The organism is Burkholderia sp. 567 (assembly GCF_040545115.1).
GTDB lineage: Bacteria > Pseudomonadota > Gammaproteobacteria > Burkholderiales > Burkholderiaceae > Burkholderia > Burkholderia ambifaria.
In genome coordinates, this window is the sequence record NZ_JBEPLG010000007.1 from 295,150 (window position 1) to 315,913 (window position 20,764).

Annotated in this window: 24 protein-coding genes; 12 read left to right on the top strand and 12 right to left on the bottom strand. The window is 67.9% G+C overall.

What is annotated here, in order from left to right:
* The first annotated feature begins 134 nt into the window (after window positions 1–134).
* Complete coding sequence (locus ABIC50_RS21705; protein ID WP_175669685.1) at window positions 135–632, top strand: GNAT family N-acetyltransferase; 498 nt, start codon at window positions 135–137, stop codon at window positions 630–632.
* A gap of 55 nt (window positions 633–687) precedes the next feature.
* On the opposite strand, the gene ABIC50_RS21710 is transcribed toward ABIC50_RS21705, so the two are convergent.
* From ABIC50_RS21710 to ABIC50_RS21725, 4 genes are all read right to left on the bottom strand, one after another.
* Entirely contained in the window at window positions 688–1,467 is a 780-nt protein-coding gene (locus ABIC50_RS21710; protein ID WP_011657624.1) for an ABC transporter ATP-binding protein, read from the bottom strand.
* Between the two features lie 16 nt (window positions 1,468–1,483).
* Window positions 1,484–2,197 carry an ABC transporter permease gene (locus ABIC50_RS21715; RefSeq protein ID WP_011657623.1) on the bottom strand — a complete coding sequence of 238 codons (714 nt, stop codon included), beginning with the start codon at window positions 2,195–2,197 and terminating at the stop codon, window positions 1,484–1,486.
* Window positions 2,194–2,883 (bottom strand): ABC transporter permease, encoded by a 690-nt coding sequence (locus tag ABIC50_RS21720; RefSeq protein WP_006755688.1) that lies wholly within the window; start codon window positions 2,881–2,883, stop codon window positions 2,194–2,196. The genes ABIC50_RS21715 and ABIC50_RS21720 overlap by 4 nt, the downstream gene beginning before the upstream one ends.
* Window positions 2,884–3,112: 229 nt before the next feature.
* The gene (locus ABIC50_RS21725; protein WP_006755689.1) at window positions 3,113–3,889 is read right to left on the bottom strand and encodes an ABC transporter substrate-binding protein; all 777 of its coding nucleotides are present in this window, start codon (window positions 3,887–3,889) and stop codon (window positions 3,113–3,115) included.
* A 363-nt stretch (window positions 3,890–4,252) separates the two neighbouring features.
* Here ABIC50_RS21725 and ABIC50_RS21730 point away from each other — a divergent pair, with 363 nt between their 5' ends.
* Entirely contained in the window at window positions 4,253–4,951 is a 699-nt protein-coding gene (locus tag ABIC50_RS21730) for a pirin family protein (protein ID WP_354166760.1), read from the top strand.
* 70 nt (window positions 4,952–5,021) lie between these two features.
* Here ABIC50_RS21730 and ABIC50_RS21735 read toward each other — a convergent pair whose 3' ends face one another.
* Window positions 5,022–5,573 (bottom strand): Spy/CpxP family protein refolding chaperone, encoded by a 552-nt coding sequence (locus ABIC50_RS21735; RefSeq protein WP_354166762.1) that lies wholly within the window; start codon window positions 5,571–5,573, stop codon window positions 5,022–5,024.
* A gap of 221 nt (window positions 5,574–5,794) precedes the next feature.
* Between ABIC50_RS21735 and ABIC50_RS21740 the strand changes: the two genes are divergently transcribed.
* Together ABIC50_RS21740 and ABIC50_RS21745 are read left to right on the top strand one after the other, a co-directional pair.
* Entirely contained in the window at window positions 5,795–6,520 is a 726-nt protein-coding gene (locus ABIC50_RS21740; protein WP_012364426.1) for a response regulator, read from the top strand.
* Window positions 6,504–7,820: an ATP-binding protein gene (locus ABIC50_RS21745; protein WP_354166765.1), complete on the top strand. Its 1,317-nt coding sequence runs from the start codon at window positions 6,504–6,506 to the stop codon at window positions 7,818–7,820. Before ABIC50_RS21740 ends, ABIC50_RS21745 begins: the two co-directional genes overlap by 17 nt.
* Before the next feature lie 34 nt (window positions 7,821–7,854).
* Here ABIC50_RS21745 and ABIC50_RS21750 read toward each other — a convergent pair whose 3' ends face one another.
* Window positions 7,855–8,121: a double-stranded DNA-specific endonuclease gene (locus tag ABIC50_RS21750; RefSeq protein WP_011657619.1), complete on the bottom strand. Its 267-nt coding sequence runs from the start codon at window positions 8,119–8,121 to the stop codon at window positions 7,855–7,857.
* A 500-nt stretch (window positions 8,122–8,621) separates the two neighbouring features.
* Here ABIC50_RS21750 and ABIC50_RS21755 point away from each other — a divergent pair, with 500 nt between their 5' ends.
* On the top strand, window positions 8,622–10,379 hold the full coding sequence (locus ABIC50_RS21755; RefSeq protein ID WP_011657618.1) for an ABC transporter permease: 1,758 nt from the start codon (window positions 8,622–8,624) through the stop codon (window positions 10,377–10,379).
* A gap of 22 nt (window positions 10,380–10,401) precedes the next feature.
* Window positions 10,402–11,739, top strand: a complete 1,338-nt coding sequence (locus ABIC50_RS21760; protein WP_006755837.1) for an ABC transporter ATP-binding protein — start codon at window positions 10,402–10,404, stop codon at window positions 11,737–11,739.
* Window positions 11,740–11,812: 73 nt separating this feature from the next.
* Here the strand turns inward: ABIC50_RS21760 and ABIC50_RS21765 are convergent, their stop codons facing one another.
* Together ABIC50_RS21765 and ABIC50_RS21770 are read right to left on the bottom strand one after the other, a co-directional pair.
* Window positions 11,813–12,307, bottom strand: coding sequence for a hypothetical protein (locus tag ABIC50_RS21765; protein WP_012364423.1), 495 nt, complete (start codon window positions 12,305–12,307; stop codon window positions 11,813–11,815).
* A complete protein-coding gene (locus tag ABIC50_RS21770) occupies window positions 12,304–12,855 on the bottom strand; it encodes a hypothetical protein (protein WP_041489845.1) in 552 nt (183 codons plus the stop codon). Before ABIC50_RS21770 ends, ABIC50_RS21765 begins: the two co-directional genes overlap by 4 nt.
* Before the next feature lie 287 nt (window positions 12,856–13,142).
* Here ABIC50_RS21770 and ABIC50_RS21775 point away from each other — a divergent pair, with 287 nt between their 5' ends.
* From ABIC50_RS21775 to ABIC50_RS21785, 3 genes are all read left to right on the top strand, one after another.
* A complete protein-coding gene (locus ABIC50_RS21775; RefSeq protein ID WP_175733533.1) occupies window positions 13,143–13,352 on the top strand; it encodes a hypothetical protein in 210 nt (69 codons plus the stop codon).
* A gap of 150 nt (window positions 13,353–13,502) precedes the next feature.
* Window positions 13,503–14,924 (top strand): alpha,alpha-trehalose-phosphate synthase (UDP-forming), encoded by a 1,422-nt coding sequence (gene otsA / locus ABIC50_RS21780; RefSeq protein WP_354166767.1) that lies wholly within the window; start codon window positions 13,503–13,505, stop codon window positions 14,922–14,924.
* Complete coding sequence (locus ABIC50_RS21785) at window positions 14,917–15,498, top strand: AAA family ATPase (protein ID WP_354166769.1); 582 nt, start codon at window positions 14,917–14,919, stop codon at window positions 15,496–15,498. The genes otsA and ABIC50_RS21785 overlap by 8 nt, the downstream gene beginning before the upstream one ends.
* Before the next feature lie 25 nt (window positions 15,499–15,523).
* Here the strand turns inward: ABIC50_RS21785 and ABIC50_RS21790 are convergent, their stop codons facing one another.
* Both ABIC50_RS21790 and ABIC50_RS21795 read right to left on the bottom strand, forming a co-directional pair.
* Window positions 15,524–16,891 carry an MFS transporter gene (locus tag ABIC50_RS21790; protein WP_175732298.1) on the bottom strand — a complete coding sequence of 456 codons (1,368 nt, stop codon included), beginning with the start codon at window positions 16,889–16,891 and terminating at the stop codon, window positions 15,524–15,526.
* A 201-nt stretch (window positions 16,892–17,092) separates the two neighbouring features.
* Window positions 17,093–17,473 carry a DUF5594 family protein gene (locus ABIC50_RS21795; RefSeq protein ID WP_012364419.1) on the bottom strand — a complete coding sequence of 127 codons (381 nt, stop codon included), beginning with the start codon at window positions 17,471–17,473 and terminating at the stop codon, window positions 17,093–17,095.
* A 117-nt stretch (window positions 17,474–17,590) separates the two neighbouring features.
* Between ABIC50_RS21795 and ABIC50_RS21800 the strand changes: the two genes are divergently transcribed.
* A complete protein-coding gene (locus ABIC50_RS21800; RefSeq protein WP_229079355.1) occupies window positions 17,591–17,989 on the top strand; it encodes a hypothetical protein in 399 nt (132 codons plus the stop codon).
* Between the two features lie 212 nt (window positions 17,990–18,201).
* On the opposite strand, the gene ABIC50_RS21805 is transcribed toward ABIC50_RS21800, so the two are convergent.
* Entirely contained in the window at window positions 18,202–18,534 is a 333-nt protein-coding gene (locus ABIC50_RS21805; RefSeq protein ID WP_105833037.1) for a hypothetical protein, read from the bottom strand.
* Window positions 18,535–18,678: 144 nt separating this feature from the next.
* On the opposite strand from ABIC50_RS21805, the gene eco reads away from it, so the two are divergent.
* Window positions 18,679–19,179 (top strand): serine protease inhibitor ecotin, encoded by a 501-nt coding sequence (gene eco / locus ABIC50_RS21810; protein ID WP_354166771.1) that lies wholly within the window; start codon window positions 18,679–18,681, stop codon window positions 19,177–19,179.
* Between the two features lie 78 nt (window positions 19,180–19,257).
* On the opposite strand, the gene ABIC50_RS21815 is transcribed toward eco, so the two are convergent.
* Window positions 19,258–19,872 carry a TetR/AcrR family transcriptional regulator gene (locus tag ABIC50_RS21815; RefSeq protein WP_354166773.1) on the bottom strand — a complete coding sequence of 205 codons (615 nt, stop codon included), beginning with the start codon at window positions 19,870–19,872 and terminating at the stop codon, window positions 19,258–19,260.
* A 115-nt stretch (window positions 19,873–19,987) separates the two neighbouring features.
* Between ABIC50_RS21815 and ABIC50_RS21820 the strand changes: the two genes are divergently transcribed.
* Window positions 19,988–20,728 carry an SDR family NAD(P)-dependent oxidoreductase gene (locus ABIC50_RS21820; RefSeq protein WP_354166775.1) on the top strand — a complete coding sequence of 247 codons (741 nt, stop codon included), beginning with the start codon at window positions 19,988–19,990 and terminating at the stop codon, window positions 20,726–20,728.
* Window positions 20,729–20,764 lie beyond the last annotated feature (36 nt).

The window sequence follows — 20,764 nt, forward strand, 5'->3', positions numbered from 1 at the left end:
ATGTCCGGATGAATAAACTGCACTTCCTGCAGTTGAGACGGGAACGTAGCATGGGGATCTGACCGCCGCCACGCATAGTTGCGCGGGCCGCGCCGCATTCCGTTTCCCGTCCGGGCCGAAGGAGGGCTCCAGCCGTGCAAATCGACATTCGTTGCGCCACCGTCGCCGACGTCCCGCAAATCCTGCGCTTCATCACCGAGCTGGCCATCTACGAGAAGGCGGAGCATGAAGTGGTCGCGACGCCCGCGTCGCTCGAGCGCAGCCTGTTCGGCGAAGGCTCGCCCGCGCGTGCGCTGATCTGCGAGGTCGACGGCGAGCCGGCCGGCTTCGCCGTGTATTTCTTCTCGTACTCGACGTGGCTCGGCCGCCAGGGGCTGTATCTCGAGGATCTGTACGTATCGCCGCGCTTTCGCGGCGCGGGCGCCGGGCTGCGGCTGCTGAAGGCGCTCGCGCGCATCGCCGTGGATACCGGCTGCGGGCGGTTCGAATGGAGCGTGCTCGACTGGAACGAGCCGGCGATCCGCTTCTACGAAAGCGTCGGCGCGGCGCCGCAGAGCGAATGGGTGCGCTACCGGCTCGCGGGCGATGCGCTGCGCGCGTTCGCGGACGGCGCGCCGGTGGACGCCGCGTAAACGCAAAGCGGGCGCCGCCCGGCGCCCGCTCGCGTGTCGTACCGCGCAGTGCGCGTTACTTGAGGCTGCCCGACAGGAACCCGCGCAGGCGTTCGCTCTTTGGATTCGCGAACACCTCGGACGGCACGCCTTCTTCCTCGACGCGCCCCTGGTGCAGGAACATCACGTGATTCGACACGTTGCGCGCGAAGCCCATCTCGTGCGTGACGACGATCATCGTGCGGCCTTCCTCGGCGAGCTTCTGCATCACCTTCAGCACTTCGCCGACGAGTTCCGGGTCGAGCGCCGACGTCGGCTCGTCGAACAGCATCACGTCCGGATGCATCGCGAGTGCGCGCGCGATCGCGACGCGCTGCTGCTGGCCGCCCGACAGGTGCGACGGATACTGCTTCTCGACGCGCGGCGCGAGGCCGACCTTCTCGAGATACGTGCGGGCGCGATCCTCGGCTTCCTTCTTCGGGATGCCGAGCACGTTGACAGGCGCTTCCATCACGTTCTCGATCACGTTCATGTGCGACCAGAGATTGAAGTGCTGGAACACCATCGACAGCTTGGTGCGCACGCGTTGCAGCTGCTTCGAATCGGCCGCGCGCAGCGCGCCCGTCTTGTCGGCGGTGGTGCGCACTTCCTCGCCGTCGACGACGATGCGGCCCGCGTTCGGTTGTTCGAGGAAGTTGATACAGCGCAGCATCGTGCTCTTGCCGGAACCGGACGAGCCGATCACGCTGATCACGTCGCCCGAGTTCGCCTTCAGCGACACGCCCTTGAGCACCTCGTTGTCGCCGTACCGCTTGTGCAGATCGTCGACGAAAAGTTTCTGAGTCTGGGAATTCATATAGTCCTGCGAAAACTTACTTGCCTTGCGGGCGCAGATACGCGAGCCAGCGACGCTCGGCCTGGCGGAACAGCCACACGAGCATGAACGAGATCACGAGATAGAGCAGCGCGGCGATGCCGAATGCATGGAACGACATGTAGGTCGCCGAGTTCACGTCGCGGGCGATTTTCAGGATGTCCGGCACGGTCGCGGTGAACGCGACGGTGGTCGCGTGCAGCATCAGGATCACTTCGTTGCTGTAGAGCGGCAGCGCGCGGCGCAGCGCGGACGGCAGGATCACGCGGCGATACATCGTGAAGGTGGACATCCCGTATGCGCGCGCGGCTTCGATCTCGCCGTACGAGGTCGCCTTGATCGCGCCCGCGAAGATCTCGGTGGTATACGCGCAGGTGTTCAGCGTGAACGCGAGCAGCGTGCAGCGCATCCCGTCGCGGAAGAACGAATCGAGCAGCGGCGTGCCGCGTATGAACTGCAGGCTGTAGAGGCCGGTGTAGCAGAGCAGCAGCTGCACGTAGAGCGGCGTGCCGCGGAACACGTACGTGTAGAGCCACACGGCGCCCGACAGCCACTTCCTCTTCGACACGCGGGCCACCGCGAGCGGCACCGACAGGCAGAAGCCCAGGCCGATCGACACGACGAGCAGCCACAGCGTGATCGCGACGCCGGTGATCCGGAAGCCGTCGGTATAGAGATAGTTGCGCCAGTATTCTTGGATGAGTTCGATCATAGGTCAGCCTTGCGGACACCGGTCGAGTAGCGCTTTTCGAGCCACATCAGCACGAAGTTCGAGATCGTCGTGATGGCGAGGTAGACCGCACCGGCGATCAGCGTGAAGAAGAAGAACCGCAGCGTGCCCTTGCCGGCGTCCTGCGACGCCTTGACGACGTCCGCGAGGCCGATGATCGACACCAGCGCGGTCGACTTCACGAGCACCTGCCAGTTGTTGCCGATGCCCGGCAGCGCGAAGCGCATCATCTGCGGGAACATGATCCGCGCGAACACCTGCCAGCTGGTCATCCCGTACGCGCTGCCGGCCTCGAGCTGGCCGCGCGGCACCGACAGGAACGCGCCGCGGAAGGTCTCGGTGAAGTACGCGCCGTAGATGAACCCGAGCACGAGCACGCCGGCGAGGAACGGGTCGATGTCGATCTGGTCCCAGCCGAGCGCGTCGGTCGCGGAGTTCAGCCAGATCTGCAGGCTGTAGAACAGCAGCAGCATCAGCACGAGATCGGGTACGCCGCGGATCAGCGTCGTGTAGACGGTGCCGATGCCGTTCGTCACGCGGTTGCGCGACAGCTTCGCGCCCGCGCCGAGCAGGCCCAGCAGGAACGACAACGCGAGCGACAGCACCGCCAGTTTGACGGTTTGCCAGGTGCCTGCGAGGATCAGCGGGCCGTAACCTTGTAGAAACATAGAGTGGTCCCTGGTGTGGTCCCTGAGGGCGCATGCGGTGCGCCGCGAAATACGCGCCCGCCAAGCTGCGCGGAACGCCCCGTGCGTATCATGACCGTCCGCCCCGGCAACGGTGCCGGGCCCGCCCGTCGCGCGAGCGGCGGGCAAGGGGGCGGGCGGCGCGTGGTTGACTGCCTGTACTGCCGGACGCGGGGCCGCCCCCGCATCCGCTTCCCGTCATTGTCGGCGCTCAGCGAGCCGAGTAGACGCTGAACGAGAAATACTTGTGCGACAGCCGGTCGTACGTGCCGTCCTTGTGCATGTCGGCCAGCGCCTTGTTGATCCTGAGCTTCAGGTCCGTGTCTTCCTTGCGCAGGCCGATCGCGGTGCCGTCGCCGATCGTCTTCGGATCCTTCACTTCCGGCCCGGCGAACGCGAAGCCCTTGCCGCGCGGCGTGCGCAGGAAGCCGTAGTCGGCCTGCAGTTCATCCTGCAGTGTCGCGTCGAGGCGGCCCGAGCCGAGATCGGCATAGACCTGGTCCTGGTTCTGGTAAGGAATGACCGTCACGCCCTGCGGTTCCCAGTACGCCTTCGCGTAGGTTTCCTGCGTCGAGCCCTGTTCGACGCCGACGTGCTTGCCCTTGAGCGACGCGACCGTCGGCAGCAGCGGCGAGCCGGCCTTCGCGATCATGCGTGCCGGTGCGTCGTACACCTTGTCGGAGAAGTCGATCTGCTCGCGGCGCTTGTCCGTGACGGTCAGCGACGACACGATGACGTCGTACTTCTTCGCCTTCAGCGCGGGGATGATCCCGTCGAGATCCTGCGCGACCCACACGCACTTCACGTTGATCCGCTTGCAGATTTCCTTGGTGAGATCGACGTCGAAACCGACGATCTCGCCGCTCGGCGCGGTCGACTCGAACGGCGGGTAGCTGGCATCGACACCGATCCGAACGGTCTTCCACTCCTTCGCGAAGGCGCTGCCCGCCACGAGGGCGAGGGCGGCGCACAGGGCGGCCTTCTTCATTTCCATCCTTTTGTCGCTCACTTCCGGGGGGCGCTCGCGGCCGGTCGGGCCGGGCGCCGCGGCGTATTCTAGACGGCCAAAATTCGTGTTTCGGCGCGCTGGCAACGGCGCTCGCCGGACGGGCGAACGCCAAAAGGGCGGTATTTTACCCGAACGCGATACCCGGAAAACGGCAATCCGGCGCGACCGATCGATTCTTCGAATCGGCTGTTGCGACAATCGTGGTATTTGCAACGAGTATTGCACCCATTGGATTCGTGAGCGCAACGATGCGGTGCGCGGGCGGCGGATTGTGGCCGGATGGGGGCGCGCCTACAGTACAGGTAAACCCGCAAAAGAATCGCCGCCTGCCGGAGTACCCCCATGTTCCAGATCCGCCGCGCCGCCGACCGTTGCCACACGCGTCAAGGCTGGCTTGAATCGAGCAGCAGCTTCCCGCTCGCCGGCCACGCCGGGGCCACGCATCCGCCGTTCGGCGCGCTGCGCTTGCTGAGCGAGGACCGGATCGCCCCCACGCGCGGCTTCGGAATGCAGCCGCGCCGGGATCTCGAGATCGTCACCTATGTGCTGGACGGCGCGCTCGCGCATCGCGACAGCCTCGGCAATGGCGCGATCGTGCGCGCCGGCGGCATCCAGCAGATGAGCGCCGGCACGGGACTCATGCACAGCGAAACCAATGCGTGGTGCGACCGGCCGCTGCATCTGCTGCAGATCTGGCTGCAGCCGGCCGAGCGGGGCGGACGGCCCGCCTATGCGCAGCGGCGTTTTGCCGACGACGAGAAGCGCGGCCGGCTGCGGCTCGTCGCGTCGCCCGACGGCGACGACGGCGCATTGTCGGTCCGTGCGGACGCGCGGATCTTCGCGGGGCTGATCGATGGCGACGAGGAGGCGGTTTTCGGCGTGCCGGCCGGGCGCAGCACCTACGTGCACGTGGCGCGCGGCGATGTGGAGGTCAACGGCCACGCGCTGGCCGAGGGCGACGGCGCGCGGATCGCCGGCGTGGACACCGTTGCGTTCGCCCGCGGCCGGGCGGCCGAGGTGCTGCTGTTCGACGTCGCCTGAAATGAAACGGGGGACGGGGCGCTGAGCGCCCGCGTCCCCCGCGGTGCCGCCCGGGAGGCGGCCTGCCGGCTTACTGCGCCGGCGCCGACGCGCCCTTGGCCGCGCGGTGCTGCTGCCAGCGTTCCTTCATCGTCTCGTGGCGCTGCTCCATCCGTGCGAACTGCTGCTTGAGCGCCGTGCTGACGGTGGTCTTCTGCTGGTCGTTCAGCCCGTTATAGAACGCGAGCCACGCGGCCGAGCTCTGCTCGCGCAGTTGCGCATTCTGCTGCTCGGCCTGCTGGCGGGCGGCGTGCATCGCGCTCAGGTCGAGGATCGGCTGGTTCTGCTGCGCCTTGAATTGCTCGCGCATCTGCTCGTGGCTCTTGCGCATCGCTTCATGGTTCTGCTTCATCGTGTTGACGGCCGTCTGCCACTGCTGTTCCTGCGACGCGTTGAGCTTCAACTGGTCGTGCAGCTTCATGACCACGCCGAACGGGCCGCCGTCATGGCCGCCGTGCATCTGGTGCATGCCGGGGCCGCCCGGCGGCGGCATGTCGTTGGGTTGCGCGGCATGCGCGGTGCCGAATGCGAGAGCGAGCACGGTGGCGGCCGCGATGGCCACGCGGGAAGTCTTCTTATACATTTCAGAAACTCCTTGTATCAAAGGGTCCGGCGATGCGGGTCGCGGTGATTCGTGTCCGCATCCGGTAAGACGCAGGTTAGCGGCGCGGGTCCCGGCCGGTGTTACGCGGGGTGGCCGGCGGGTTACGGCGCATTACAGTTCCCTTGCGCCGTAACCCGCAGTAACCCTTTCGTCCCTTTGTTTCGTTCTTCGATGCCGCACTCGCGCGGTAAACTTCAGCCATGACTACCCAGATCCTCATCGTCGACGACGACCAAGAACTCCGAGACCTGCTGCGCGACTATCTCGTGCGCCAGGGGATGGAAGTGTCCGTGCTGCACGACGCGGCGACGCTCGAGAAGCGCCTCGAGCGCGAGCGGCCCGACCTGATCGTGCTGGACCTGATGATGCCGGGCGTGGACGGCCTGACCGCGCTGCGCCAGTTGCGCGCGGCCGGCGACGACATCCCCGTGATCATGCTGACGGCGCGCGCGGACGACGTCGACCGCATCGTCGGGCTCGAACTCGGCGCGGACGACTATCTCGGCAAGCCGTTCAACCCGCGCGAACTGCTCGCGCGCGTGCAGGCCGTGCTGCGCCGCCGCCGCGCGACGCCGTCGGCCGCGGCGCCCGAGCAGCGCGAGCCGTTTGCGTTCGGCCGCTTCGTGCTCGACTTCCAGGCGCGCACGCTGTCGGTCGACGGCAAGCCGGCGACGCTGTCGAGCAGCGAATTCGCGCTGCTGAAGATCTTCGTGAACCATGCGCTGCGCACGCTCACGCGCGAGCGGCTGCTCGAGCTGCTGCACGGGCCCGAGTACGACGGCACCGACCGCGGCATCGACGTCCAGGTATGGCGCCTGCGCCGCATCCTGGAAACGGATCCGTCCGCGCCGCGCTTCATCCAGACGGTCCGCGGGCGCGGCTACGTGTTCGTGCCCGACGGCGAGGCCCATGCGCAAGCCCATTGATTCACTGTTCGGGCGGCTCGCGCTGCTGGTCATCGGCGTGCTGCTCCTGTCGCACTTCGCGTGGTTCTTCGCGATGCGCATCGAGCGCAACCAGATGCAGACGCGCTACGCGGTCGAGGAGGCCGCGTTCCTCGTCGACGCGGTGCGCCAGCACGTCGAGCGCACGCCCGATCAGCCGCTGCCGTCGCGCGTGCGGCTCGTGGCGCCGGACAGTCCCGACGTGCCGAAGGTGGCCGACACGAACCTGCCGGCGCCGCTCAAGCGCTTTCGCGACGACGTGAGCGAGCGGATGCCGCACGGCACCCAGGTCGAGGTCGGCGCGCCCGGTCATCCGCCGGTGCTGTGGGTCAAGGAGCCCACCGACCCTAACTGGATCGTGGTGCCGGTGCAGCCGCTGCGGCCGCCGCGCTCGCTCGACCGGATGCTGCTGTGGCTCGGCACGATCTTCTCGGCCGGCGTGATCGCCGCGCTGTTCGCGGCCTGGCAGCTGCAGCAGCCGCTGCGCTCGCTGGCGCGCGCGGTCGCGCGCTTCGGCCGCGGCCAGCCGGTGCCGCCGCTGCGCGAGCGCGGCCCGCGCGAGCTGCGCCAGCTCACGCGCGGCTTCAACCAGATGGTGGAACAGGTGTCGCAGGCCGACAGCGACCGCGCGGTGATGCTGGCCGGCGTCGCGCACGATCTGCGCACGCCGCTCGCGCGGATGCGCCTGCGCGCCGAAATGATGGACGACGCGCGGCTGCGCGACGGCGTCGTGCGCGACGTCGACTCGATGTCGCACATCGTCGACCAGTTCCTCGCGTTCGCGCACGGCGGCGCGGACCGCAGCGAGCCCGTGCCGGTCGACCAGACCTGCGAGCGGATCGCGCGCAGCTATCGCGCGGTCGCACCGAACGCGCCGCCGGTCCAGACGCGTCTCACGGCCGACGCGGGCTTCCGCCTGCCGACCGCGACGCTCGACCGGATCCTGTCGAACCTGCTGGACAATGCACATGCGTACGGCGCGCCGCCCGTGCTGGTCGAGACGGCGCGCACGCCGACGGGGTATGTACTGTCGGTCAGCGACAGCGGCGGCGGGATTGCGCCGCGCGATCTGGCGGCCGCGACGCGGCCGTTCGTGCGGCTCGACCCCGCGCGCGGCGGGAACGGCCACAGCGGGCTGGGGCTCGCGATCGTCGAACGGCTCGTGCTGAGGCAGGGCGGGACGTGCGAGATCGGTAACCGTCCCGACGGCGGCCTGCGCGTGGCGATGACGTTCCCGTTCGACGCGGTGCCGAAGGACGAACTTCACGCACAGGCTGCGTGAGAAGCGGCGCCTGCCGGGCAGGCGCCGCGCGGCATCATTCGCCGAACAGCGAGCCGAGCGTCTCGGCGGCGTTGCTGTCGATGGTGTTGTAGGTCACGCTCGTGGCCTCGAAGATATAGACGGTCGTATAGCGGCCGAGGCGCTCCAGGATTTCCTCCTGCAGTGATTCGGGCACGACGTTCATGTTCAGGTACCACGCCGTCGACGACAGCCGGGTCTGGAACGACCCGTATTCCTGCATCAGCTCGTAGAACGCCTCGGCGTCCTGATCGCGGCAGACGATCACCAAATTTCCTGCCATTCCCTTCCTCCAGCTGGTCGGTCAATCCCCGGGGCCGCGGGTCGGCACACCCCGGGGGCTAGCCCCGATCATACCTGCTTCGCCGCGATCGTCCGATGACGTCCGGCATGGTTTGCGCCCGTGTGCGGCTGGCGGGTTCCCGGCCGGCCCGGATCACGGCATAATTCGGGGCCTGCACGCCGGCCGCACGACTGCGGCCGGGCTGCACCGCCCCGCGCGCCCGCCGTCCGCCCGCGCGCCGGGCACGATCCACGCACCGCCCACGCGTCGCGCGGCGCCACACTGGCCCCGGACGGTTGTACCTGAAATACAGGTTGGTGTAGTGTCGTGCCGTCGCGGCCGCTCGCCGCGCCGGGGCGCAGCTTGCACGCACGGCGCGTCGCGCCGGCGTGAAATCGTGAATCCATCGAATTACCGCGTCGAATTACCGCGCCCGTGCGCTTTGCCATGAATCAACATCGTCTGCCGGCTTCGTTCGGCCTTACCGGGGAGGGCGCCTGATGGACGTCGGATTCTTCAATCCGAACCGGACCGCCAACGCGTCCGCGTGGCGCGTTCTGCCGAACCGGTGGGACTTCATCGCATTCCCGCTGATCATCTGCCTGATCGCGATGGCGGTCGTCGGCTTTCATGAAACGATGGCGCCGATCGGGACCCTTCAGACCCAGAAGATCTCGCTCGATCCGTCGAATCTGCCCGAATACGCGCTGCGCACGACGCTGCGGATGCTCGCCGCGATGGTCGCGTCGCTCGCGTTCACGCTGATCTACGGCACGCTCGCCGCGAAAAGCCGCCGGGCGGGGATGGTGCTGATCCCGATCCTCGACATCCTGCAGTCGGTGCCGGTGCTCGGCTTCATCTCCTTTACGGTCACGTTCTTCCTCGCGCTGTTCCCGAGCCGGGTGCTCGGCGCGGAGCTCGCGGCGATCTTCGCGATCTTCACGAGCCAGGCGTGGAACATGACGTTCAGCTTCTACCAGTCGCTGCGCACGGTCCCGCGCGATCTCGACGAAGTGTCGCGCGGCTTCCACCTGACGTCGTGGCAGCGCTTCTGGAAGCTCGAGGTGCCGTTCTCGATGCCCGGGCTGATCTGGAACATGATGATGTCGATGTCGGGCGGCTGGTTCTTCGTCGTCGCGTCGGAGGCGATCACCGTCGGCAACCAGACGATCACGCTGCCGGGCATCGGCGCGTATCTCGCGCAGGCGATCTCGGACAAGAACTTCGGCGCGATCGGCTGGGTCATCCTCACGATGACGGTCGTGATCCTCGCGTACGACCAGTTCCTGTTCCGCCCGCTGATCGCGTGGGCCGACAAGTTCCGGATGGAGAACACCGCGTCGGGCGATGCGCCGCAATCGTGGCTGCTCGACCTCGTGCGCCGCACGCGCCTGATCCATCAGCTGCTGGTGCCGGCCGGCTGGTTCTTCGCGAAGGCCGCGCGGATTCCGCTGCGCCTGCCGCTGTCGGGCGCGATGCGCTTCACGCTGCCGAAAGTCGAGAAGAAGGCGTCGCGCACGGTCGACATCGCGTGGTCGGGTTTCGTGCTGATCTGCACGGCCTATATCGTGTGGCGCGTCGTCAGCTTCGTCGCGACCGGCGTGACGATGGCCGACGTCGGCCACGTGCTGGTGCTCGGGCTCATCACGCTGCTGCGCGTGGTCGTGCTGATCACGATCGCGTCCGTGATCTGGGTGCCGATCGGCGTGCTGATCGGGCTGCGTCCGCGGCTCGCGGAGAAGCTGCAGCCGCTCGCGCAGTTCCTCGCCGCGTTCCCGGCGAACCTGCTGTTCCCGGTGTTCGTGATCGTGATCGCGCGCTTCCACCTGAACCCGGACATCTGGCTGTCGCCGCTGATCGTGCTCGGCACGCAGTGGTATATCCTGTTCAACGTGATTGCCGGCGCGACGTCCTATCCGAACGACTATCGCGAAGCGGCGACGAACTTCCGGATCCGCGGCTGGCAGTGGTGGCGCCAGGCGATCCTGCCCGGCATCTTCCCGTACTACGTGACCGGCGCGATCACCGCGTCGGGCGGCGCGTGGAACGCGAGCATCGTGTCGGAAGCGGTGCAGTGGGGCACGACCAAGATCGAGGCGCACGGCCTCGGCGCGTATATCGCGCAGACCACCGCCGCCGGCGACTTTCCGAAGATCATCCTGGGCATCGCCGTGATGTCCCTGTTCGTTACTCTGTTCAACCGCCTGCTGTGGCGCCCGCTGTATGCCTTCGCCGAAGCGAAGCTGCGGCTCGACTGAGACCGATTGAGAGCGAAACGCGATGCACAATCCGAATGCTGTAAACGCCCCCGTCCAGACGTCCCAGCCGCCGCGCCTCGGCGAGGAAATCCTGCGTGTCGATCACGTCTGCCGCGGCTTCAACAAGACGCAAGGCGAGCTGCTCGTGCTCGACGATGCGAACCTGTCGCTGCGCGAAGGCGAGATCGTCGGGCTGCTCGGCCGTTCGGGGTCGGGCAAGTCGACGCTGCTGCGGATCATCGCCGGGCTGATCGAGCCGACCGGCGGTGAAGTGACCTATCTCGGCAAGCCGCTGCGCGGGCCGGCCGAAGGCGTCGCGATGGTGTTCCAGACCTTCGCGCTGTTCCCGTGGCTGACCGTGCTGCAGAACGTGGAAGCCGGGCTGGAGGCGCTCGGCGTCGGCGCGCGCGAGCGGCGCGAACGCGCGCTCGCCGCGATCGACCTGATCGGTCTCGACGGCTTCGAGAACGCGTATCCGCGCGAGCTGTCGGGCGGCATGCGCCAGCGCGTGGGCTTCGCGCGCGCGCTCGTCGTCGATCCGACGATCCTGCTGATGGACGAGCCGTTTTCCGCGCTCGACGTGCTCACAGCCGAAACGCTGCGTACCGACCTGCTGGATCTTTGGACGCAAGGCCGGATGCCGATCAAGTCGGTGCTGATCGTTACGCACAACATCGAGGAAGCGGTGTTCATGTGCGACCGGATCCTCGTGCTGTCGTCGAACCCGGGCCGCGTGATCGCCGAGATCAAGGTGCCGTTCAAGCATCCGCGCAACCGGCTCGACCCGGCCTTCCGCAAGCTGGTCGACGACATCTACGCGAAGATGACCGCGCGCCAGACCGGCGAGGCGACGAAAAAGGGGCTGGAGCTCGGCAGCTGGCTGCCGCAGGTGTCGACCAACCTGATGGCCGGCCTGATCGAGACGCTTGCGATGGCGCCGTACCACGGCCGCGCGGACATGCCGGAAATCGCGCGCACGCTGCATCTGGAAGTGGACGACCTGTTCCCGATCGCCGAAGTGCTCCAGTACCTCGGTTTCGCCGACGTGCGGGAAGGGGACGTGTTCCTGACGCCGCCGGGGCGCGTGTTCGCGGAATTTGGCACGCAGGAGCGCAAGCTGATGTTCGCGGACCACCTGCTCAAGCACGTGCCGCTCGCCGCGCGCATCAAGAAGGTGCTGAACGAGCGCCCGGGCCATCGCGCGCCGCGCGTGCGCTTCGAGCAGGAGCTGGAGGATTTTCTGTCGGACGGCGCGGCCGAGGAAACGCTCGACGCGGTGATCGACTGGGGCCGTTACGGCGAGATCTTCTCGTACAACGACCAGACCGAAATCTTCAGTCTCGAGGACGTCGAGTCCTGAAGCCAACGGGCCGGGCCGTGCGGCCCGGCATCCGCCTGCGCGGCGCTGGGGTCACGCGCCGCGCGTCGCGTCGTTACTGCAAATTGCCCCACCGGTCGACGGCCGGTTCGGCCGACGCCCACTTCCAGTGCGTACCTTGCTGGCACGCATTCGCGAAATACCAGTCGGCCTTGTCGCCGTCCTTCACCGAGAACGCGAATTCCTTGCACAGCGCCAGCGCCGTCGAGTACGCACGCGTGACGCGCACCTCGCCTTCGCCGTTTTCCAGCGGCAGAGTGTTCTTCACCTTCCACGGCTTGACTTCGCCGACGGCCAGGCTGCCGGCCGCCTTCGCGATCGCGTCCTGCTGGTTCTGATGGAGCTGCTTCATCGTGCGGTTGACGGCTTCGTCCGTCGCCGCCTGCACGGCGATGCCGACACCGACGCCGACGGCCGGATTCGCGGTGACGAGGCCCGTTGCCGCGCCGGCCAGCGCGCCGCTCGCCGCGCCGACCGACCCGCAGCCCGACAGCGCGGCGCTGGCCGCGCACAGCGCGCCGATCGTCGCGATACGGATCGCGACGCTCATTGCAACGCGCCCCAGCGTTCGGTCGCAGGCTCCGCCGACGCCCATTTCCACACGGGGCCGTCGCGGCAGATCGTGGCGACGTAGAACGCCGACTGCGCGGCCTTGTCGGCCTTCGCGGGCGTGTCGACCGCGAACACGATTTCCTTGCAGTCGAGCGGACCGACGCTGATCATCCGGCTGACCGTCACGCGGCCCTGTTCGTCGTCCTCGATCGGGAACGAATGGTGCGTCGACCACGGCGCGACGCCGCCCACGTCGAGCGGAGCCGCTGCCTTCGCGATCTGTTCCTGCGTGTAACGATGTGCGACGCGCTGCGAGTACTGGACACCTGCCCGCGCGCCGGCCACGGCGCCGAGGCCGATGCCCGTCGCGACGGCGGCGTTGTTGGTGACCTTGGAGGCAATCGCGGCGCCCGCGATACCGGCGCCGGCGGTCGCGCCTTCGCTGTACAGCGAGTTGCAACCGGACAGCAGCGTGGCCGTGGCGAGCGCGGCCAGCGCGATGCGCGCCGTCATGGCCCGGCGCGGCGGTTCGAAACGTGTGTTCATCCCTGAGTGCAAGTCCTGTCTGGGTGAGCGGCGACGCATGCGCGCCCCCTTGCCGCGTCATTGTTTCGCAATTGTCATAGGAAAACTGCAAAGCTTTGACAAATCGCGGCGGGCGGCGCGCGCGCGTACGCGCCGCGTTATTGTCGGACAGACGATTGGAGAGGGGTCGAAACGTTACAAATTGAAGGTAATTGTTACCTTCGCCTGCGAGGAAGCGACCTAGACTGTTTTGTTATGGAATGTTTCTACGACGGCTCCGAGCCGCGCTGCCTATGAGACACCCAGCCATGCGCCGTTCGAAACGATCATCTCCCCGGCCGCCCGATGGGGGCGCCGAGCGTCAGCGTGCGCAGACCGATGCGCCGGCCGCACCGCCTGCCGCACCGCCTGCCGGCGCGCCCGGCGAGACGCCGGCCGACGGCGATCACAACCAGGGCGGCGCACGCCCGGAAGGGCTCGACTATCAACGCGACCTCGGCCAGGAGCAGGACGCTTGATCCTGTCGCCGTTGCATTCCGCCGCCGCATTTCATTGCGCTCTTTGTTGCATCGCTCACATCTGAATCGCCGCGCGACTGCCTCCGGGTCGTCGCGTCCGCCTTGGCGCGCGCCGCGCGCCAACCAATCGAATCGAGGAGGGGAAGCCGCATGAGCAGATTGATCGTGGTATCGAACCGTGTCGCCGCCGGCGAGGACACACGCCCGAGTGCAGGGGGGCTCGCGGTCGGCGTGATGGATGCGTTGAAGGACACCGGCGGTGTCTGGTTCGGCTGGAACGGCGAGATCGTCGGTACGCCCGACGCCGAACCCGCGATCCAGCGGGACGGCAACGTCACGTATGCGACGGTCGGGCTGACCCGGCGCGACTACGATCAGTACTACCGCGGCTTCTCGAACGCGACGCTGTGGCCGGTGTTCCACTACCGCAGCGATCTCACGCGCTTCGACCGGCAGGAGTACGCGGGCTATCTGCGCGTGAACGCGATGCTGGCGAAGCAGCTCGCCGCGCTGCTGCGGCCCGACGACCTGATCTGGGTGCACGACTATCACCTGCTGCCGTTCGCGCATTGCCTGCGCGAGCTCGGCGTGAAGAACCCGATCGGCTTCTTCCTGCACATTCCGTTTCCGTCGCCCGACATGCTGCGCGTCGTGCCGCCGCACGAGGAGCTGGTGAAGTTCATGTGCGCGTACGACATCGCGGGTTTCCAGACCGATGCCGACAAGCAGGCGTTCACCGACTACATCGAGCGGCGCGGCATCGGCGCGGCGAGCGACGACGGGATGCTGCATGCGCACGGCCGCGTCGTGAAGGTTGCCGCCTATCCGATCGGCGTGCATCCGGATGCGATCGCCGAGGCCGCCGTCCAGTACGGCTCGCGCAAGCCGGTGAAGATGCTGCGCGACGCGCTCGACGGCCGCAAGCTCGTGATGAGCGTCGATCGGCTCGACTATTCGAAGGGGCTCGTCGAGCGCTTCCAGTCGTTCGAGCGGATGCTCGCCAACGCGCCGGGCTGGCAGGGGCGCGTATCGCTCGTGCAGATCGCGCCGCCGACTCGTTCCGACGTGAAGACCTATCAGAACATTCGCGAAACGCTCGAAGGCGAGGCCGGCCGCATCAACGGCCGCTTCTCGCAACTCGACTGGACGCCGATCCAGTACCTGAACCGCAAATACGAGCGCAATCTGCTGATGGCGTTCTTCCGGATGTCGCAGGTCGGCTACGTGACGCCGCTGCGCGACGGGATGAATCTGGTCGCGAAGGAATACGTCGCGTCGCAGGACCCGGCCGATCCGGGCGTGCTCGTGCTGTCGGAGTTCGCCGGTGCGGCGGCCGAGCTGACCGGTGCGCTGCTCGTCAATCCGTACGACCTGTCGCAGATGGCCGACGCGCTCGAGCGCGCGCTGTCGATGCCGCTCGCGGAGCGCCAGGCGCGACATGAAGAGAACCTCGCGCGGCTGCGCGAGAACGACCTGTCGGTCTGGCGCGACACGTTCGTCGCCGACCTACGCAGCGTCGCGGCGGCCGCGTCGGTCACGCAGCGCGCGGGCCGGCGGGCCGCGCATGTCTGAGCGGGTGGAGGAGGGCTGCGCGGCGGACGAAGCGTCGGCCCGCTTCTTCGTCGTTACGGGCGGCCCGGGTTCGGGCAAGAGCACGTTGCTCGATGCGCTCGAACGCACCGGTTTCGCGCGCTCGCACGAGGCCGGGCGCGGCGTGATCCGCGACCAGATGGCGATCGACGGCCCGGCGCTGCCGTGGCGCGACCGGGCCGCGTTCGCCGAGCAGATGCTGAACTGGGAGATGCGTTCGTACCGTCTCGCGCACGATGCGCGCGGGCCCGTGTTTTTCGACCGCGGCGTGCCGGACGTGATCGGCTACCTGCGGCTGACGGGCCTCGCCGTGCCCGCGCATGCGGAGGCCGCGGCGCGGCGCTTTCGCTATCACCGGCGCGTGTTCATCGCGCCGCCGTGGCCCGAGATCTACACTCCGGACGCCGAACGGCGGCAGGATTTCGACGAGGCGGTGCGGACCTACGACGCGATGGTCGACTGCTATACGGCGTACGGGTATCGGCTGATCGAACTGCCGCGGGTGAGCGTGAAGGCGCGCGTGCGCTTCGTGATGGACGCGCTCGACGCCGCATGACGCGCGCACGCGGCGCGCGGCGGCGTCAGGTTGCCGCGTCCGGGCGTGGCGACGTGATGCGCAGCATGCTGACCACCGCGGCGATCGCCGCGAACCCCGTGGCGACATAGAGCGCGATCGTCGGACCATGGCCGGGCGCGAGCCCGAAAATCAGCGCGACGAGCGCGGCGCCGAGGGTCTGGCCGGTCAGGCGCGCCGTGCTCAGCATCCCGCCCGCGCCGCCGCTGCGCTCGCGCGGCGCCGACGACAGCATCGCGCGGTTGTTCGGCGACTGGAACAGCCCGAAGCCCGCGCCGCACAACGCCATCCGCCACACGATGTCGACCGTGCCCGGGTGCGCGCCGATCGTCGCGAGCGACAGCAGGCCGGCCGCGAACAGCGCAAGCCCGATTCCGCCGAGGATGCCGGCCGAGTAGCGGTCCGACAGCACGCCCGCGAGCGGCGCGGCGAACACGATCACGAGCGGCCACGGCGTCATGTAGAGGCCGGTTTCGACCTGCGAGAAACCAAGCGAATTCTGCAGCCAGAACGGCAGCGCGACGAATGCAAGCATCTGCGACGTGAACGACGCCATCGACGTATAGATCGACAGCGCGAACATCGGGATGCGCATCAGGTCGACCGGCAGCAGCGGCGCCGGCTGCGACAACTGGCGCTTCACGAAGAAGTAGCCGACGACGAACGCGACGGCCAGCTCCGCCGCGACGTAAGCGTGGCGTTCGCCGTGGCCGAGCCCGTCGACGGCGGTGATCAGCAGCCCGAACACGCACGCGTTCATCAGCGCGCTCGCGAAATCGTACGGCGCGTCGTGCAGCGGGTTGGCCGGCAGCGCGCGCACGCTGCCGAGTACCGCGGCGATGCCGATCGGCACGTTGACCGCGAACAGCCACGGCCACGACGCAAACGACAGGATCGCCGACGCGACCGTCGGCCCGATCGCCGACGACAGCGCGACCACCATCGCGTTGATCGACAGCCCGCGCCCGAGCATCGACGACGGGTAGATCATCCGCACCAGCGCCGCATTGACGCTCATGATGCCGGCTGCGCCGAACCCCTGGATCACACGCATCACGGCCAGCATCGGCAGCGAGCCGGCGAGCGCGCAGCCGAGCGACGCCGCGGTGAAGAGCGCCAGCCCCGCGATATAGATGCGGCGATAGCCGACGCGCTCGCCGAGCGACGCGAGCGGCAGCAGCGTGATCGTGACCGCGAGCTGATACGCGTTGACGATCCAGATCGATGCGGCATCGGACGCGTGCAGGTCGCGCGCGATCGTCGGCAGCGCGACGTTCGCGATCGCGCCGTCGAGCACGGCGAGCGTGATGCCCAGTGCGACGCAGACGATCGCCCAGTAGCGTTGCGGAAGCGGCAGGCCGGTATCGGCGTTCATGACGGGAGCGAAAGCGTGGTTGTCCGCGCGCCCGCGCGCCGGTTGTGTGCGCAACCATGCTCGCGGGTGGAGGCGGCGGTGAGTGGCCCGGCCGGCCTGGCGGCGCCGGCGCGGGACCGGTCGAGTGTATCACCGGGCCGCGTCGCGCGACGCCGACGCACGCGGGGCCGCCGGCCACCGGCCACCGGCCGGCGCGCGCATTCAGCCTTCGAAATCGAGGCCGCCGAGCCGCACGAGCGGGTCGGCCTGCGTGCGCGACGCGAGATCGATGTCGCGCGCGCTCTGCCACGCGCCCAGTTTCTTCGGCAGCGCGGCCAGGTAGTGCTCGAAGCGCTGCGGACCGTCCGGCTCCATCAGCCGCTCGATCTCGTCGGTGTCCCAGGTCAGCTCGAGGTTCAGCGGATGCACGAAGCCGCTCACGTGCTCGTGCGGCGCGCTGCGGATCCGCACGCGCGTCGGTTGCCCGTGGCCGCCGTACGGGGCGACGTCGGCCTGCACGTGATCGGCGAAGAAGGCGGCGATCGCCCGCGCAATGCGCGGCGCGAATTCGGTATCGAAACGGCGGGCGGTTTCGGGCTGCATGAACGCGTCTCCTGTGGGCCGAAAATCGTAGCACGGCCGTACCGCGTTCCGGTGTGCGTGATACCCGTAATGGCGCGTTACCACTTGCTGCATCTATTACGACCGCGTGCCGCCACAATGCATCGCATCCAGTACCACTTCGCGTGGGAGTCCATCATGAAAAAAATTGCCGCTGTATGTGTCCTCGCCGGTTCGCTCGCCGTGGCGGGCCCGGCGTCCGCGCATGGCCGCGACGGGGGCGCCGTCATCGGCGCGCTGATCGGCGGCGCGGTGCTCGGCGCGATCGTGACGTCCGCGATGAATCCGCCCGTCGCGTACCAGGCGCCCGTGTATCAGGCACCGGCCTATCAGCCGCCGACGTACTACCAGCCGGCCTACCAGCAGCCGGCTTATCCGAGCTATCAGCAGGCGCAGTACCAGGACGGCGGCCCGAACTATTGCTACGACCGCTATCAGCGCGCGTATGTGTGCGGCGCGCCCGTGTCGGGCGGCTATGCGCAGCCGGCCGGCTGGTGAGCGGGTGCATGACCGGGCTTGGCGCCGCATGATCGGTGTCGACTGAGTCGCCGATACGCAGGATGACAAAAGGAAAGGCCCTCGCGTGATGCGAGGGCCTTTGTCATGTCGGGGGAGCCGGTTTCGGCAGCTTTTTTATCCGTCACCCAGCGCCCATGCGGAACCGTGTGCGGATACAAACGGTTGCAATTGCAGCCGCTGGATCGGCCGAATCAGTGGCGATGGCCGCCGTCACCGCGTCCGCCGCCGCCTCCGCCTTCGTTCCAGTCGCCGCGGCGTCCGCCGCCGCGTCCCCAGCCGCCATGGTCACCGCGATCGCGATCCCAGCGGCGGTAGTCGCGATGGCCGCGATCCCAGTCGCGCCCGCCGCCGCCGCCGCCCCATATGTTGACCGTGCCATAGACCGGCGCCGCGCCGTAGGCCGGCCCGTACGCGTAGCCGGGATCGGAATAGTAGGGCTGGCCGTAGCCGTATCCGGCGTCCGGGCCGACGACGCAACCGGCCAGCAGCGTGGCGACGCCGGCGGCAGCAATGAGCTTCAGCATGATGTTCTCCGTGGGTTCTCCTATAAGTACCGCGCGCGGGGATTGGCGACTGTTTGCAATTGTGTCGTCAAATTACAGCCCCGTAAGGTCTTGCGACGAAAGTGTTAGCATCCGGGGCCTATTTTGTTTATCAGGAGCACATCGATGAAATTCGCGATCCGGGCCGTCCTGGTCGCCTTTTGCGTGACGACCGCCGCCGCCTGCGCGGCCGGGCCCGCATCGGCGCCCGCCGTGCCGGCCGAGTCGATCAAGATGTTCCCGCAGCCGGCGGCCGGCCAGCAGCGCGCGGTGATCGCGCTGCCCGCGCTCGAGAACGAAGGCGATGCGCGTGTCGAGCTGATGATCGGCAAGACGCTGCAGACCGACTGCAACCAGCAATGGTTCGGCGGCGAGCTGACCGCCGAGGACGTGAAGGGCTGGGGCTATACGTACTATCGGCTGACCGACGTGAAGGGGCCGGCGTCGACGCTGATGGCGTGCCCGGGCCAGGCGCCGCAACAGCGGTTCGTGCAGGTGCGCAGCGATGGCCAACTGCTGCGCTACAACAGCCGCCTGCCGCTCGTCGTGTACGTGCCGGACGGTTTCGACGTGCGCTACCGCGTGTGGCATGCGTCGAAGGACGTGCAGCACGCCGTTACGCAGTAAGTACCCGCGCGGCCATGCCGGGCGCTGGTCGCCGGCCGGCCGCGCGTGGTTTCGCGGGTTTCTTTCCGGGGCCCGCCGTCAGCCGGCGCGCGCGTCCGCGAGCGCCGGCCACGCGGCCAGCGCGGCTTGCGCGACCGCTTCCAGATCGCGACGGCTCGCGCCGTCGCGCGCCTGAATCGACATTCCCTGTTGCACCGTCACGTAGTAGCGCGCGATCGCGTCGAGATCCGCGTGCGCGGAAATCTCGCCCGCTGCAACGCCTTCGCCGAGCCGCGTGCGTAACGCGGCGACCGTCTGCTCGCGCATGGCGATCAGTGTTTGCCGGACCGTGTCCGAGCGCTCGGCCGGATGCAGCGCCGACAAGACGATCAGGCATCCGGCCGGCTTCGACCGGCGCGTGAACACGCGCGCGGTCTGCATCAGATAGTGCTCGATCGCGTCGTATGCGCTGCCGGCCTGTTCGACGCCGTCCCAGATCTCACGGCCTTCCGTTTCCCGATAGTGCTCGATCGCCTGCCGGAACAACGCCTCCTTGCTGCCGAACGCCGCGTACAGGCTCGGCGACGCAATGCCCATCGCGGCCGTCAGGTCCGTCATCGACGCACCCTCGTAGCCGAGGCGCCAGAACACCTCCATCGCGCGATCCAGCGCAGCTTCCTTGTCGAAGCTTCTCGGTCGGCCCCGTTCAGCCATGACATTCGTTCCTTCGTCGATATCTGTATCGATCGATAAAATAATTCAATTGACAGCGCCGCGCAACCTGCCACATTCTGTGTAGGTCGTTACATAAATGACCACAGGAGCTTTCATGAATCGACTTCAGGGCAAGCGTGCACTCGTCACGGGCGGCAGTCGCGGCATCGGTGCGGCCATTGCGAAACGGCTGGCGGCCGACGGCGCGGACGTCGCGATCACTTACGAGAAATCGGCGGAGCGGGCGCGGGCCGTCGTTGCCGACATCGAGGCGCTCGGCCGCCGGGCCGTCGCGATCCAGGCCGACAGCGCCGATCCGGTTGCCGTGCGTGGCGCGGTCGATCAAGCCGCGCAGACGCTCGGCGGTCTCGACATCCTCGTCAACAACGCGGGCATCTTCCGCGCGGGCGCGCTGGACGACCTCACGCTCGACGATATCGACGCGACGCTGAACGTGAACGTGCGCGCGGTGATCGTCGCGTCGCAGGCGGCCGCGCGGCATCTCGGGGAGGGCGGGCGCATCGTGTCGACCGGCAGTTGCCTCGCGACGCGCGTGCCCGATGCGGGGATGAGCCTCTATGCGGCGAGCAAGGCCGCGCTGATCGGCTGGACACAGGGGCTCGCGCGCGATCTCGGTGCGCGCGGCATCACGGTCAATATCGTGCATCCGGGGTCGACCGATACGGACATGAATCCGGCCGACGGTGAGCATGCCGGCGCGCAACGTTCGCGGATGGCGATTCCGCAGTACGGCAAGGCGGAGGACGTCGCGGCACTCGTCGCGTTCGTCGTCGGGCCGGAAGGGCGGTCGATTAACGGTACCGGGTTGACAATCGATGGTGGCGCGAATGCATAAGCGTAGAAGTGCGATGTAATTTGCTCGTGTGCGGCC

What these genes read in the sequence shown, in the direction of transcription:
- ABIC50_RS21755 (WP_011657618.1), top strand. Translation starts at nt 8,622, where the DNA reads ATGGACGTCGGATTCTTCAATCCGAACCGGACCGCCAACGCGTCCGCG.
- ABIC50_RS21795 (WP_012364419.1), bottom strand. Translation starts at nt 17,473, where the DNA reads ATGCAGCCCGAAACCGCCCGCCGTTTCGATACCGAATTCGCGCCGCGC.
- ABIC50_RS21735 (WP_354166762.1), bottom strand. Translation starts at nt 5,573, where the DNA reads ATGTATAAGAAGACTTCCCGCGTGGCCATCGCGGCCGCCACCGTGCTC.
- ABIC50_RS21785 (WP_354166769.1), top strand. Translation starts at nt 14,917, where the DNA reads ATGTCTGAGCGGGTGGAGGAGGGCTGCGCGGCGGACGAAGCGTCGGCC.
- ABIC50_RS21745 (WP_354166765.1), top strand. Translation starts at nt 6,504, where the DNA reads ATGCGCAAGCCCATTGATTCACTGTTCGGGCGGCTCGCGCTGCTGGTC.
- ABIC50_RS21770 (WP_041489845.1), bottom strand. Translation starts at nt 12,855, where the DNA reads ATGAACACACGTTTCGAACCGCCGCGCCGGGCCATGACGGCGCGCATC.
- otsA (WP_354166767.1), top strand. Translation starts at nt 13,503, where the DNA reads ATGAGCAGATTGATCGTGGTATCGAACCGTGTCGCCGCCGGCGAGGAC.
- ABIC50_RS21760 (WP_006755837.1), top strand. Translation starts at nt 10,402, where the DNA reads ATGCACAATCCGAATGCTGTAAACGCCCCCGTCCAGACGTCCCAGCCG.
- ABIC50_RS21775 (WP_175733533.1), top strand. Translation starts at nt 13,143, where the DNA reads ATGCGCCGTTCGAAACGATCATCTCCCCGGCCGCCCGATGGGGGCGCC.
- ABIC50_RS21720 (WP_006755688.1), bottom strand. Translation starts at nt 2,883, where the DNA reads ATGTTTCTACAAGGTTACGGCCCGCTGATCCTCGCAGGCACCTGGCAA.
- ABIC50_RS21805 (WP_105833037.1), bottom strand. Translation starts at nt 18,534, where the DNA reads ATGCTGAAGCTCATTGCTGCCGCCGGCGTCGCCACGCTGCTGGCCGGT.
- ABIC50_RS21820 (WP_354166775.1), top strand. Translation starts at nt 19,988, where the DNA reads ATGAATCGACTTCAGGGCAAGCGTGCACTCGTCACGGGCGGCAGTCGC.
- ABIC50_RS21710 (WP_011657624.1), bottom strand. Translation starts at nt 1,467, where the DNA reads ATGAATTCCCAGACTCAGAAACTTTTCGTCGACGATCTGCACAAGCGG.
- ABIC50_RS21750 (WP_011657619.1), bottom strand. Translation starts at nt 8,121, where the DNA reads ATGGCAGGAAATTTGGTGATCGTCTGCCGCGATCAGGACGCCGAGGCG.
- eco (WP_354166771.1), top strand. Translation starts at nt 18,679, where the DNA reads ATGAAATTCGCGATCCGGGCCGTCCTGGTCGCCTTTTGCGTGACGACC.
- ABIC50_RS21715 (WP_011657623.1), bottom strand. Translation starts at nt 2,197, where the DNA reads ATGATCGAACTCATCCAAGAATACTGGCGCAACTATCTCTATACCGAC.
- ABIC50_RS21730 (WP_354166760.1), top strand. Translation starts at nt 4,253, where the DNA reads ATGTTCCAGATCCGCCGCGCCGCCGACCGTTGCCACACGCGTCAAGGC.
- ABIC50_RS21740 (WP_012364426.1), top strand. Translation starts at nt 5,795, where the DNA reads ATGACTACCCAGATCCTCATCGTCGACGACGACCAAGAACTCCGAGAC.
- ABIC50_RS21765 (WP_012364423.1), bottom strand. Translation starts at nt 12,307, where the DNA reads ATGAGCGTCGCGATCCGTATCGCGACGATCGGCGCGCTGTGCGCGGCC.
- ABIC50_RS21815 (WP_354166773.1), bottom strand. Translation starts at nt 19,872, where the DNA reads ATGGCTGAACGGGGCCGACCGAGAAGCTTCGACAAGGAAGCTGCGCTG.
- ABIC50_RS21800 (WP_229079355.1), top strand. Translation starts at nt 17,591, where the DNA reads ATGCATCGCATCCAGTACCACTTCGCGTGGGAGTCCATCATGAAAAAA.
- ABIC50_RS21790 (WP_175732298.1), bottom strand. Translation starts at nt 16,891, where the DNA reads ATGAACGCCGATACCGGCCTGCCGCTTCCGCAACGCTACTGGGCGATC.
- ABIC50_RS21725 (WP_006755689.1), bottom strand. Translation starts at nt 3,889, where the DNA reads ATGAAGAAGGCCGCCCTGTGCGCCGCCCTCGCCCTCGTGGCGGGCAGC.